8 protein-coding genes, 2 tRNA genes and 1 pseudogene are annotated in these 13069 nt (G+C 56.0%); 3 read left to right on the top strand and 8 right to left on the bottom strand.

Going from position 1 to position 13069, the window contains the following annotated elements; all coding sequences use genetic code 11:
- Positions 1–1921, bottom strand: a 1921-nt coding sequence (locus tag QZL66_RS08015; RefSeq protein WP_293602007.1) for a YhgE/Pip domain-containing protein, incomplete at its 3' end; no start/stop codon positions are given.
- Between the two features lie 219 nt (positions 1922–2140).
- Here QZL66_RS08015 and QZL66_RS08010 point away from each other — a divergent pair.
- The 3 genes from QZL66_RS08010 to QZL66_RS08000 all read left to right on the top strand — a co-directional run bounded on the left by QZL66_RS08010 (position 2141) and on the right by QZL66_RS08000 (position 3245).
- Complete coding sequence (locus QZL66_RS08010; RefSeq protein ID WP_022411208.1) at positions 2141–2728, top strand: TetR/AcrR family transcriptional regulator; 588 nt, start codon at positions 2141–2143, stop codon at positions 2726–2728.
- Between the two features lie 177 nt (positions 2729–2905).
- Positions 2906–2981: transfer RNA gene (locus QZL66_RS08005), tRNA-Gln, on the top strand.
- Between the two features lie 188 nt (positions 2982–3169).
- A tRNA-Gln gene (locus tag QZL66_RS08000) sits at positions 3170–3245 on the top strand.
- 142 nt (positions 3246–3387) lie between these two features.
- Here the strand turns inward: QZL66_RS08000 and QZL66_RS07995 are convergent.
- The 7 genes and pseudogenes from QZL66_RS07995 to QZL66_RS07965 form a co-directional block, all read right to left on the bottom strand.
- Positions 3388–5709 carry an ATP-dependent Clp protease ATP-binding subunit gene (locus QZL66_RS07995; RefSeq protein ID WP_293602016.1) on the bottom strand — a complete coding sequence of 774 codons (2322 nt, stop codon included), beginning with the start codon at positions 5707–5709 and terminating at the stop codon, positions 3388–3390.
- Between the two features lie 104 nt (positions 5710–5813).
- Positions 5814–6707 carry a CvpA family protein gene (locus QZL66_RS07990; protein WP_022411206.1) on the bottom strand — a complete coding sequence of 298 codons (894 nt, stop codon included), beginning with the start codon at positions 6705–6707 and terminating at the stop codon, positions 5814–5816.
- A gap of 6 nt (positions 6708–6713) precedes the next feature.
- A complete protein-coding gene (locus QZL66_RS07985) occupies positions 6714–7886 on the bottom strand; it encodes a DUF5711 family protein (RefSeq protein ID WP_022411205.1) in 1173 nt (390 codons plus the stop codon).
- Between the two features lie 29 nt (positions 7887–7915).
- Positions 7916–8653 carry a tRNA pseudouridine(38-40) synthase TruA gene (gene truA / locus QZL66_RS07980; RefSeq protein ID WP_022411204.1) on the bottom strand — a complete coding sequence of 246 codons (738 nt, stop codon included), beginning with the start codon at positions 8651–8653 and terminating at the stop codon, positions 7916–7918.
- The gene (locus QZL66_RS07975) at positions 8650–11382 is read right to left on the bottom strand and encodes a YfhO family protein (RefSeq protein ID WP_022411203.1); all 2733 of its coding nucleotides are present in this window, start codon (positions 11380–11382) and stop codon (positions 8650–8652) included. Before QZL66_RS07975 ends, truA begins: the two co-directional genes overlap by 4 nt.
- Before the next feature lie 18 nt (positions 11383–11400).
- On the bottom strand, positions 11401–12204 hold the full coding sequence (locus QZL66_RS07970) for an energy-coupling factor transporter transmembrane component T family protein (RefSeq protein ID WP_022411202.1): 804 nt from the start codon (positions 12202–12204) through the stop codon (positions 11401–11403).
- A pseudogene (locus tag QZL66_RS07965) lies at positions 12198–13068 on the bottom strand (energy-coupling factor transporter ATPase). The gene QZL66_RS07970 and the pseudogene QZL66_RS07965 overlap by 7 nt, the downstream one beginning before the upstream one ends.
- Position 13069: the final 1 nt, after the last annotated feature.

The following is a 13069-nucleotide window of genomic DNA, read 5'->3' as shown; positions in this document are numbered from 1 at the left end:
GACCGTCACCCAGCTCCACAGAACCGTCTGCCAGCTGAGAAGCGCCGGACTGAATCTGTCCCGCACCGTCTGTCAGCTGTGCTGCGCCGTCGCAAAGTGTCTCGTTGTTGGCAACCAGCTGCGACGTGCCGTCAGACAGCTGGGATGCACCGCTTTGCAGCTGAGAAACAGCATCGGTCAGCGTCGGCAGGCTGCCGGTCAGCGTCTGCGCACCGCTTTGCAGCGAAGCTGCACCGTTGACCAGCGCCGAGGTGTTGGCATCCAGTGTGCCCAGACCGCTTGTCAGGTCTGCCACACCGCCGGTATATGCCGAAACACCGGATTCCAGTGTACCGCTGCCGTCAGCCAGCTGGATGATGCCTGCCGTCAGGCTCTGCGAGCCCGGAAGCAGCTGTCCGTCCACTGCCTGCTGTACCGACTGCAATCCGCCGGAGAGGGACTGTACTGCCTGCCCAGCTGCCGGAAGCAGCTGGTCTGCGCTGGACTGCATGGTGCTAACGCTGGACTTCAAGGTGTCCATTGCAGCAGCACTGCTGCTCAGATCCAGGCTGGACAGGCTGCCGGAAAGCGTGGTCACCTGTGTGCCGATGTTGCTGATGTCTGTTGCCAGCGTGCTCATGGGGCCGGAGAAACTGCCAAGCAGTTCTGCCTGTGCAGCCGGATCCAGCGACTGGAATGCATCGGTCTGTGTCATTGCGGTCAGCGCCGTCTGCATTGCTGTGAGCTGTGCGCCGGCATCCTGTGCGCTGGTGCCGATCGCTGTCAGGCTCTCGGTCAGCATCTTGGTCAGTGCGGCAGTATCCGGCATGGAGGTGTTTTGCAGCGCCTCGTTCAGCGTCTGAATGCCGGTTTGCAGCTGTGTCAGACCGTTTGTCACCTGCTGCAGCTGTGCCGTCTTTTCCGCAGACAGGCTGCCGTCCAAGGTGTCCGACAAAGTCTGTAAGCCTGCGGTCATTGCAGCACTGCCCTGCTGGAGCTGTGCTGCGCCGGCGGAAATGGAAGCTGCGCCGGTTGCCAGCTGGCTGCTGTTGCCGGAGAGGGTTGCTGCACCCTGATAAGCTGCGGCAACGCCGTTGGTGTAGTCCCCTACGCCCGATGCCAGACTGCTCGTTCCGTCAGACAGCGCCGAAGCGCCGTCTGACAGTGTTCCGGCACCGCTTGCCAGCTGATCCATACCGTTGGAAAGTGTTGCGGCACCGTCATTGACGGTGGAAACCCCTGCGGTATAGGTGGAAAGTCCCTCTTCCAGCGTCTTTGCGCCGTCTACAAATGTCAGCGTGCTCTCCGACAGGACTTTCAGATTGTCCGTAATGGTCGTGTTGCCGTCCGCCAGCTTCTTGACGCCATCCTGAATATCCGAAGCGCCGTCTGCGGCATCCTGCATGCCAGTGCCAACTGTTCCCAGCTGATCAAAGATCGTCTCGGTGTACTCCTTGGTCACACTGGCAGAAACCTCTTTCTGAATCTTTGTTAGAGCGCTCTCGCTCATCTTGGAGGCAATATAGTTGGTTCCCGGATTGGTTGTGTACTGGAGCTGCATTTTCTTTGGATTGTCGTCCAGCAGTGTGGAAGCGTTCTCGGAGAAGTCCGACGGAATGGTGATCACCATGTAATACGTTCCGTCCTGCAGTCCCGCCTCTGCCTTACTGCTGTCTACGAAGTGGAAATCCAGCTGGTCGTTCTCCCGCAGGTTGTCTACGAGTTCATCTCCGACTGCAAGCGTTTTTCCCTCATAGTCGACTGACTGGTCTTCATTGACGACTGCCACCGGCAGCTGGTCAACGTTTCCATACGGGTCCCACATGGAACCCAGAAACAGCGTCGTATAGATCGTCGGGATCAGTACGATCGCTGTCATGGCGATACCAGTGAAGTGGCGTTTGAAAAAACTCTGCTTCGGAATTGGATCGCTTTTTCGCATCGTTTGTTACACCCTTTCTCTCGTCCATGACATGCCCCCGATGCCGTGCCATGTCCTCTAAAGTGATGAAAAGAAAACTTTCGTCCAGAAATAGAAAGCTGTTGACTTTTCATCCTGAATCTATTATAATATAAGCAGACCAGATTTTCAAGCATTGATTTTCATTTTTTTGTCGACTAATCAACAGCTGTCTATCTATCGTAGAAAGGATGTAATCATATGGAACCGACACAAAAGCAAGAGCGCCGTTACCGCAGAACAGAGACGCTGATTCTCAACGGACTGACCACGCTGTTACAGCAGAAGAGCATCAAGGAGATCACGGTGCGGGAGCTGGCAGATCTGGTGGACATCAACCGCTCCACCTTTTATCTGCACTACACCGACATTTACGACCTGCTGGAGCAGACGGAACAGCGGCTTCTGAAACAGTTTACGGATGCCGTGGACGAAAAATTCTCCGCCAATCTGGGACCGAATGAATTCTTTCAGTTTCTGGACTGCACCTTTACCATTCTCGCCGAAAATGCGCCACTCTGTGCAGCGCTGATGGGCCCGAACGGGGACATCGCCTTTCTCCGCACCATCGAAAAGCTGATGCACGAAAAAGGCATGCAGGCGCTCCGTGCCTTTACGCCGAGAGAGCTGCCAGAACAAGATCTGCAATATGCTCTCTCTTATTTTCTGGCGGGATGTATGGGACTGGTGAATGCGTGGCTGAAAAACGGCTGTCCGGAACCGCCGACCCACATGGCAGAGATCGCAATGCTGCTCCTGCGGGAGGGCATTTCCGGCATGCACATTTGATTTCCAAGGAAATTTCGGCTTTTTACCCGCAAATCTTAAATATAAATCGGAGAATGTGCAGATAGTACACGAGAAAACTTTTCTTTTCCTTGTTTTCCGCTTTTTTCTTGACAAACCCTGCGGAATGTGGTATACTATACAAGTCGCCAAACGAAAGCGTTCGGCGGAGTACCATTTTGGGGTGTAGCCAAGCGGTAAGGCAGTGGACTCTGACTCCATCATTCCGAGGGTTCAAATCCTTCCACCCCAACCAGTTTCGACAAGGAGCACTTTGAAGTGCTCCTTTCTTTTTATCTTTATTTTTCAGCACCTTTCTTTTTTAAGCAAATCGCTGAGTATACTTTATTTTCTTTTATTATCGGGAATGCCCTTGACTTTTCCTGTGAAACGTGGTATACTAAATAAGTCGCTGAACGAAAGAAGTTCGACGAGAAATCATACTGGGGTGTAGCCAAGCGGTAAGGCAGTGGACTCTGACTCCATCATTCCGAGGGTTCAAATCCTTCCACCCCAACCAAAAGCGTCTGTTTGTCAAAACGGACGCTTTTTCTTTTACCCGTTGAGTAAAACACAATCACAAAATCCCACAGCATACAACAAGGGCGGAGAAGCATTTCGGCTTCCCCGCCCTTTTGCGTGTCTATTTGTCCGGGAACAGATTATTCCCCTGTCACCTTGATTTTTCCGTTCTCTGCACCAATGGAGATCGTGGACAGCGTGCCGTCACTGTCAATGATGAGGGATGCCACAGCGTCCTCCACCTTTTGCCGAATGACACGGCGAATATCACGTGCACCGTAGGGCTTGCCGTATGCCTCTTCCGCAATGGCAACCAGTGCAGCGTCGCTGTACTGAACCGTGATGTTCTTCTCCGCCAGCGGCTGCTTCATCTCGTCCAGCATCAGCGCAGCGATCTTCTGGAAGTTCTCCTTCGTGAGGTTCCGGAAGACAACCACTTCGTCGATACGGCTGATGAATTCCGGACGCAGGAACTCCCGCAGTCCTTTCATTGCCTTGTCCTTGGAAATCTCCGTCTCCGTGCGGTTGAAGCCCACGCCAATGCTCTTATCGGTAGAGCCGGCGTTGGAGGTCATGCAGATCACGGTGTTCTCGAAGTTCACCGTTCTGCCCTGTGCGTCATCGATCTTGCCCTCGTCCAGAATCTGCATGAGAATATTCATGACATCCGGATGAGCTTTCTCGATCTCGTCGAACAGAATGACGGAATACGGACGGCGGCGCACCTTCTCGGTAAGCTGACCTGCCTCATCGTAGCCCACATATCCCGGAGGCGAACCGATGAGTCTTGCCACCGAGTGCTTCTCCATGAATTCAGTCATGTCCAGACGAATCAGCGGCTCGTTGGAGTCGAACAGTTCCGTTGCCAGCACCTTGACCAGCTCGGTTTTTCCCACGCCAGTCGGGCCGACGAAAATGAACGATGCCGGACGGCGGCGGGGGCTGAGCTGCACCCGTGTGCGCTTGATTGCCTTTGCCAGCAGATCGACTGCCTCGTCCTGTCCGATGATCTTCTCTTTCAGATGATCCTCCAGATTTGCCAGCTTGGTGAACTCGGTCTCTGCGATCTTGTGCGCCGGAATCCCTGTCCAAAGCTCGATAACCTTGGAGAGATCTTCGCTGGTCACCTGCACCTGTTCCAGCGCCTTTTCTGCGGTATCCAGACGGGATTGCAGGCGAATCTTCTCGCCCTTGACCTGTGCCAGCTTCTCATAGTCCACTTCGGTTTCATCGCCGATCTGCTTTTCCTGTTCTTCCAGCGCTGCCTTTTCCTTGCAGAGTTCATCGTAAACCTTGATCTCCGGCGAACGCAGGCTGGTGCATGCGCAGCCCTCGTCCAGCAGGTCGATGGCCTTGTCCGGCAGGAACCGGTCGGTAATATACCGCTCCGCCAGAACGGCGCACAGGCGCAGCATTGCAGGCGAGATGTGCACTCTGTGGTATGCCTCGTAGTACTTGGCGATGCCATTGAGCACCTCGATGGTTTCTTCCACATTCGGTTCATTGACGGTGACCGGCTGGAAACGGCGTTCCAGTGCGGAATCCTTTTCGATGTACTTGCGGTACTCCTCGAATGTGGTCGCACCGATCACCTGCACCTCGCCGCGGGAGAGGGCGGGCTTCAGGATGTTAGCAGCGTTCATGGCACCCTCCGAGTTGCCTGCGCCAACCAGATTGTGCACTTCGTCAATGAAGAGGATGATGTTTCCCTCCTGCTTCACCTCGGAGAGCAGTCCCTTGACACGGCTCTCGAACTGACCACGGAACTGTGTGCCGGCAACCAGCGAGGTCAGATCCAGCAGATAGACCTTCTTGTCTTTCAGCTGTGCCGGAACATCTCCGGCCTGAATGTGCTGGGCAATGCCCTCTGCGATGGCGGTCTTGCCGACACCCGGCTCACCGATCAGGCAGGGGTTGTTCTTGGTGCGGCGTGACAGAATCTGGATGACCCGCTCGATCTCCCGATCTCTGCCAATGATCGCATCCAGTTCCCCGTCTGCGGCACGCTGGCTCAGATTGGTGCAATAGTTCCCCAGGAACTTAAGCTCCTTCTTGCGCTTGGAGCGGCGTTCCCGCCGGGGAGATTCCGAGCGTCCATCGGTGGAAGCCGGTGTCGGCGGTTCCTCGCCGTCCGGCACTTCTGCAACCTCTGCCGAAGCCGCATCCGGCTCTTCGCTGGCATCCGGATTTTTGAACATGTTCTGCATGCTCTGGAAAAACTGCGGCAGCACACCGGAACCGCCCATCTCAAAGTTCTCCCCATCCATCAGATCCATCATCTGGTTGGAGATCTGCTCCAGCTCTTCCTCGGTGATACCCATTTGTTTCATATATTCATCGACCTGCGGAATGTTCAGTTCTTTTGCACAAACCAAACAGAGGCCTTCGTTCTTCTTTTCTGCTCCTTGCAGCGAGGTAATAAAAACCACCGCAGGACGCTTTTTGCAACGACTGCACATCATCATTGTATCTATCACCTTTCTTCTGTCAGCAAGCCCGGCAGCTGCGCCGAATTCGCCTTGTTATATTCCGGAAGCGCCAGGCGAGAGGCAGCTCCCTGATATCCTCAAAAAATACGGAAGATTCTCTGAAAGAGGATCGTATGCGCAATGGCGTCCCCGTTGAAAAAGGGCAGTGTGCCGTTGCCGGCTGTCACCAGCCAGCCCGTCAGCTTTGCCATCAGCCCCAAAAACAATGCCATTTGCACCGCTCCCAATGCTGCACCGGCGATTTGATCCGACATGCGGATTTCTTTCACCCGGCGCAGATAGGATATCCCTTTTATTATACCTTGTAATACGACAGAAATCAAGAGGAAAAGCGCAGAAAACATGAAAATTTTAACCAGCCGAATTGTGACCGGCTGTACATATTCCTGCACCAGCATATCCGCTGCCTTTGCCTCGTCCCCCGACAGCAGCGCCGCTGCCATTCGCGCCAGACGATTCTGCGCCTTGGGGGTCACATCGCTGCTGTCTGTCTTCAATGCCTTCGGCAGCCACGACGGCACGCTGCCGTCATCCATCTGTGCGGCAGCCGACTCCACCGCTATCAGTACGCCGCTTTGCAGCAGCTCCGCCGGAACGCCTGTCTGGCTGGAGAGGGTGCCGTAAAGCTGATCTGCGGCGGTGTTCGAGTCAGACGCCACCTGTTCCAGCAGTCCCGTATCCAGCTGAATGCCGTAATTGGAGAGCAAGCCCCGCAGGGAATCCGACATCTGATATTTGGCGAGCTGCTGTTCCACAACCTGCGTGCAGGCAGGCTCGACCCACCGGTCATAGACATAGGCGGCAGCCGGCTGTGCCAGCAGTCCCGCCAGAAGTCCGGCGGACACATAGCCCAGCAATCCCGCCACCGTCCGGAGCAGTCCACGCTTCCAGCCGCCCCAGATACAGAGCACGGCAATGGCGATTACGGTCAGATCGTAGAGCCACCACGTCTGATTCATCCACTCTTTCACAGAAACTCACTCCTTGAAGTCCACACGGTCGATCTTGTGGTATCCCAGCAGAAAGACATAGCCGTCCTGTTTCAGGAAGGAGGTGTAGGAGTCCCCCAGCGAAACCGTTGCCAGCGCATTTCCGTCAAAGTCGTACGAGATAATATCGCCGGAATACATGACGACAGCATCTCCGCCGGACACACGCACGCACTCCGCTGAATCGTCAATGGCAACTGCCTTTGGACTCTCCGCCGAGCGGTACATCAGAACCAAATTGGTCTGGCGCTTCTCGTTATCCTCCACGATAAGGGCAGCGCTGCCGTCCTCCAGACCGTAGTCCACCAGTTCGCCGGAATAGGTGTAGGAACTGAGCAGTTCGCCGGTGCTGCTATAGTATGCGCAGGCGGTATCGCCGATGACGCATAAGGTGTCGCCGGCAGTATTATAACCCATCTTGACCTCCAGCGTTTCCAGCGGAAGCGAGCTCCACTGTGCCTCTTTCTTGTTGAACTGGATGCTGGTCACTGTGGTTTGCAGCACGCCGTTCTCCGCCGTCACCGAGGTGAAGCAGCAGCCGGCATTGTCGTTGCGAAAGACAATGTCTGTGACATATTCCACACAGTCCCGCTGGTAGATCCGCTTGCCTGTGTTGTCGTAGACGGCGATGGAACAGGTGTAGGCGTCGGACTCCGTGACCAGTGCCACGCTGCCGTTGCTGCTGACCGTTCCGAAAATAATGTCCGCCTCTGCCGTCTTGGTATAGATGTTTTTGTTCTTGGTGTCCAGGCGGAAAGACGTTCCGCCACGCTCAAAGATCACCGCATACTTTTTCGAGGACGCCATGCCGGCATCCTGATAGGCATGCTGTCTGCTGTCTCTGGAATCACCGTGCATGGAATACAGATCCAGATAGGCATCATGCAGCAGGAACAGCGTGTCGTCCACAAGCTCCGCCTGATAGCCGGCATTGCCGGAGATGGTCAGCGGAAAGTTTCCCTCCGCCAGCGTCCCGTCATTCTGTGTCACGGACTGATACCGGCTTCCGATTCCCTCCAGCTTTGGCACCCACATGTCCCGCTGGACATAGAGATAACCGCAGAATACGGCGATCAATAAAAATATGGCAAAATTCCGGAGCGTCCGCATCCGGTGCCGTTTTCTCCGTTTTTCGATGACATCATCCGAATCATATGACATGCTTTTTGTGTTCTCCTTTCGTCTGTGCGTCAATCATAGAACACACGGTACAGTGACAGTCCATGGGGCTGTGCCGTCATGCCGGCACGAAGCCGGTCACGGGATGCCAGAATCTCGTCCAGCTCCGAGACTGCATATCTGCCCTCATTGACCCCCAGCAGTGTCCCCACCAAAATCCTAACCATATTATACAGAAATCCATTTCCTTTGACAAGCAAAATCACCGTGTCCCCCTGCTTTTCTACAGTGATGTCATAGATTGTGCGGACGGTGGTCTGCTTTTCTGTCAGATTTGTACAAAAGCTTGCGAAGTCGTGAGTGCCCACAAAATGGGAGGCAGCCTCCCGCATCAGCCGGATGTCCAGCGGCCGGCGGTAGTGCAGCTCCAGATCTGTGGTAAACGGATTCTTGCTCTCGCTGTTGTGAATGCGGTACATGTACTGTTTGGCACGGCAGCTATACCGTGCGTGGAACTCCGGCGGCGCATCCTCCACCGACAGGATGGAGATATCCTCCGGCAGATAGCCGCATGCCCCGCGAATGAAATTACGGGGCGGCAGGGGCTTTTCCGTCTGCATGGAGAAGCAGAACTGCTGTGCGTGAACGCCAGTGTCCGTGCGGGAGCATCCGTAGATCGTCACCGGTTCGTTCAGCAGCTTGGAAAGTGCCCCCTCCACCACCTCCTGCACCGTCAGTGCATTGGGCTGGCGCTGAAATCCGTGGTAGTTTGTCCCACGAAACGCCATCATGACCTTCAAATTTCTCACGTTTCTTCTTCCTCCGGTTTCTCTGAAATCTGTGCCTCTTCCGCCGGCACATGTTCCTGTTCCAGTTGCACTTCCGGCTCCTCCTGCGTTTCTGCCTGTGCCGAAACAACCTGTGCCGGAACCGGCTGAAGCAGGGGCTTTTTCCGTTTGCGCTCCCACACATACAGCAGGATCAGCACCGCAATACTGCCCGCAGAGATGGCAGCGCCTGCCGGAAATCCCGGCGGACAATAGGTCAGCCGGATGGTGTGCGTTCCGGCAGTCACCGGAACGGCGAGCATTGCACCACCCACTTTGACACTGGAAACGGTCTCCCCGTCCATCTGCACACTCCAGCCGGAATCGTCCGGAATGGAGAAGTAGCACAGCCCGTCTTTCTGAGCGTTCACCGTGCCGCAAAGCTTGGTGTCGGAGTACTCCGTCACGTTGACACCGCCGGCGGACAGCATCTGGTACGCCTTTTCCAAAAGTGCCTCGTTCAGCTGGTAGACATAGACCGTCACACCGCCAGCGCTCGCCTCCTCATTCAGCGTTGCGGAGAGCGAAGCGGTTTCGTTGCCCTGATAGGTGCCCATGGGGAAGATGTAGGGCTGTCTGGAGAGGGAATAGCTGCCCTGATAGTTGTCGTCCTTATAAACGGTCACGCTGGCGGTATTGCTGGTGGAGAGGTAGCCGTAGAGGTTTGCCTCAGTCTGCGTCTGATAGTTATAGCGCAGAATGCGGGACTCCGCAGCAGCGTCCACCTGATAGGTATAGATGCCATAGCCGCCCCGTGTGACCTCCACGCCCTCGTGTCCCACGTCACGCACATCCACCGGCGTGAACAGCGGTTCCTGAATGCCTGTGGCAAACCGGAACAGTTCGTTCTGGTTTTCGAAGGGATTTCCGTTGGGATTTCCCTCATAGTCCGCCAGCGAGCGCTCCGCCACGAAGCCCACCGGCAAGCCATAGCTATTCTGGTAGGCAGTGGAAGTGCCCTCCATGGCGAGCATCTGCCAGTGTGCCGTGTCCAGCAGCGAGCCGGTGCGGCAGATCAGATACTGGATCCCCGTAAACCAGTTGGTAATGGGCGAACCGCCGGCGTAATAGTAGCGGTTGCCGGCCTCCGATGCCGGCAGTCCCAGCGCATGCAGAAAGCTGGTAACGGATTCGTTGGCGGTAGAGGAAAACTGGGATAATCCGTGGTAGTTGTACAGCGCCGGATCGTTCAGTGTGAACCAATTGGACATCTCCGTCCGTGCAAAGGAGTCCCCTGTCTGCTCGTCGATTTTCTGTTCCAGAAATTCCACGTACTGCTGCGAGGACGGGTAAGAGGGATAGTCCGAGGTGGAAACGGTCTCCGTCCCCAACTTCACGTTCTGGAACATCTCAAATGCCAGCACCACCGACAGCGCCGCATACATCAGCCGTGGAGTGAAGATCTTCCGGAAATAGAGCAGTGCGATCAGCACATACAGCACTGCCGTGGCGAAGGACCAGTAAACCGCATGGTTTTCCTGTACGGAATAGGAGCACAGGAAAACAGCTGCCGCCAGAACCAGCATTGCCGCAATATCCCAGATGCGGAATCGCTCCTCCAAGAGCAGCTGGAACGCCCGGTACGCCAGCGTCAGCAGCACAAAGGAGAACAGGAATGAGAACCGGAACGGCAGCATGTTCGGGAAATGCATGCCGTGCCAGAGATAGTTCAGAATGTTGACATTGCAGCTCACCAGCAAAAATGCCAGCACCAGCACCGCGGCCACCTTTTCCCGAATCCGAATCTTTCGGGCACGCAGGAATGGCCCGATCAGCACCAGCGGCAGCATACCGCACGCCAGATTGGGCAGGCCGTCCTTGCTGGTCGGCTCGTGATAGCTGATGAGGTTGGCGAAGAGATTCCGCCAGTTCTCGTAGAACTCCCAGCCCGTGGGAAAAACATTATCCACACTGTGGGTCAGCTGCAATGCCAGATAGGTGGGGATCAGCAGCACTGCCGCCAGTCCGCCGCCCAGCAGCGACGCCACAAGCATCATCAGCGTTCTACCAGCCAGATGCCGTGGTTTGAGATAGAACACACACAGGCACGGATACGCCAGCACAGCGAAGATGCAGGTGAACATGCCGATGTAGAAATTCGTGAACAGGGACAGCCCCAGCGCAATGACATAGAGCCGGTATTTGCCGTCCCGCACCAGCTGCACCATTCCCAGTACCACCAACGGCAGAAGTGCCACCGTATCCACCCAGATGACGTTCCAGTAGTAGCCAAGCAGATAGCTGCACAGGGCGTACATCACTGAGAAGATGCAGAGGGAGAAGTCATTGCGGCGGAATGTGCCCTTTAGAAACAGGGCAAAGAATCCGCCGGCACAGCCGATCTTCAGCAAAAGGTTCACCGTAAATGCTTCCCGCAGCAGGGAGTCCGGCACCAGCGCTGCCAGCAGATTCAGCGGACTCGCCGCATAGTAGGACAGGATGGGCAGGAAGTTACTCCCCAGACCGGAGTCCCACGTAAACAGCAGCGAACCGCCGTGGCGCAGCTTCTCGTGAAGCTGCTGGAAAAACGGATAGTACTGATGCCAGCAGTCCACCACCAGAATCTGACGGTCGCCGAAAGGGTGCACCTTTTGCAGAAGAAACCCGATTCCCATGAGTACCATGGGAATCAGGAAAGAAAGAATCAGATAGAATTTCGTCCTGCTCTGCTTGTCCGGTTTCTCCGATGCGGCAGATTGAATTTGTGTCATAGCTTTACGATACACTCCTTACCAGATGATTTTCGTTGCAACGGCAGCCGCCAGAAAAACCAGCGTCACGGTCATCGCCGCATAATCTCTGCCGGCGGCGTGCAGCTGCCGCATTTTGGTGCGTCCCTCGTCGCCACGATAGCAGCGGCACTCCATGGCGGTGGCAAGTTCCTCCGCCCGCCGGAACGAGGACACAAACAGCGGCACAAAAATCGGCACCAGTGCCTTGGCACGCTGTAACATCGACCCCTCGCTGAAGCTTGCGCCCCGTGCTTTCTGCGCCGTCATAATGCGGTCGGTTTCCTCCAGCAGCGTGGGGATAAAACGCAGGGCGATGGTCATCATCATGGCGAAAGCATGCACCGGCACATGCAGCCGTTTCAGCGGTGCCAGCAGCCGCTCAATGGCGTCGGTCAGGGCGATGGGCGAGGTGGTATAGGTCAGCAGCGATGAGCCGACCAGCAGCACGATGATCCGCACCACCATGAGCACCGCCGTGTTCACACCGTCCGAGGTGATCTTGAGAAAGTGCCAGTGAAAGTATACGGTTCCATCGTCCAGAAAGAACATGTCCAGCGCTGCGGTAATCAGCAGAATGGGCAGCAGCGGACGGACGCTCTTCCAGATCATTTTCACCGGAATACGGGAGAGCAGCAGGGCGATCAGGCAGTACACCAGCCCATATCCCAGCGAATAGAGATGCTCCCCCAAAAACAGCATCACAATAAACAGCAGCGTCATCACGATCTTGAAGCGTGGATCCATGCGGTGCACCACGCTGTTTCCGGGAAAATACTGCCCGATGGTAATGTCCCTCAGCATGTTTCCTGCGCCTCCTTTTTCCGAAGCAGCGCCAGAAGCTGCCGCTTTGCCTCTTCTACGGTGTAGATGTCCTCCGACAGCGGAACGCCGTGCGCCCGCAGTGCCGTGCAGACCCGTGTGATCTGCGGCACAGACAGCCCGATGGCCTGTAATTCCTGCGACCGGCGAAAGACGTTGGAAACGGTATCATAGCAGAATATTTTTCCGGCGTTCATCACCAGAATGGATTCCGCATACTGCGCCACGTCCTCCATGCTGTGGGAAACCAGCACAATGGTGGCACCCGTCTGCCGGCGGTACTCTGCGATCTCCCGCAGAATTTCCTCCCGCCCCCGCGTCCAGTCCGGCAGCCGGCTCGTCCAGAATCAGAATCTCCGGCCGCATCGCCATAATGCCGGCAATTGCCACCCGGCGCTTCTGTCCGCCGGACAGGAGAAACGGCGACTGCTCCAGTATTGCCGGCGTCAGTCCGGTGATGATCGCCGCCTCCCGCACCCGTGCCTGTACCTCTTCCTCCGGAAGTCCCATGTTCCGTGGGCCGAAAGCGATGTCCCTGGCGACGGTCTCCTCGAAGATCTGGTACTCCGGATACTGGAACACCAGTCCCACCCGAAAGCGTACCTGCCGTATTTTTTTCTTGTCCGCCCAGATGTCCTCGCCGTCCAGCAGAACCGTTCCCTCCGTGGGGCGGAGCAGTCCGTTCAGATGCTGGATCAGCGTGGACTTTCCGGAGCCGGTGTGCCCGATGAGTCCCACAAATGCACCGGACGGAATCTCCAGATCCACATGGTCAACGGCGACTTTTTCAAACGGCGTTCCCGCACTGTAGCAGTAGGTCAGCCCCTTTGTCTGTAGTGTTGCCAAA

The organism is Ruminococcus sp. CAG:330, assembly GCF_000437175.1.
GTDB lineage: Bacteria > Bacillota > Clostridia > Oscillospirales > Ruminococcaceae > Ruminococcus_C.
The sequence above is the reverse complement of the archived record's forward strand: the minus strand, read 5'-3'. Positions and strand labels throughout refer to the sequence as shown.

Excerpts from the sequence above, each read along its gene's own strand:
- QZL66_RS07995 (WP_293602016.1), bottom strand. The coding sequence starts at position 5,709 with ATGATGTGCAGTCGTTGCAAAAAGCGTCCTGCGGTGGTTTTTATTACC.
- QZL66_RS07985 (WP_022411205.1), bottom strand. The coding sequence starts at position 7,886 with ATGTCATATGATTCGGATGATGTCATCGAAAAACGGAGAAAACGGCAC.
- QZL66_RS07975 (WP_022411203.1), bottom strand. The coding sequence starts at position 11,382 with ATGACACAAATTCAATCTGCCGCATCGGAGAAACCGGACAAGCAGAGC.
- QZL66_RS07970 (WP_022411202.1), bottom strand. The coding sequence starts at position 12,204 with ATGCTGAGGGACATTACCATCGGGCAGTATTTTCCCGGAAACAGCGTG.
- QZL66_RS08010 (WP_022411208.1), top strand. The coding sequence starts at position 2,141 with ATGGAACCGACACAAAAGCAAGAGCGCCGTTACCGCAGAACAGAGACG.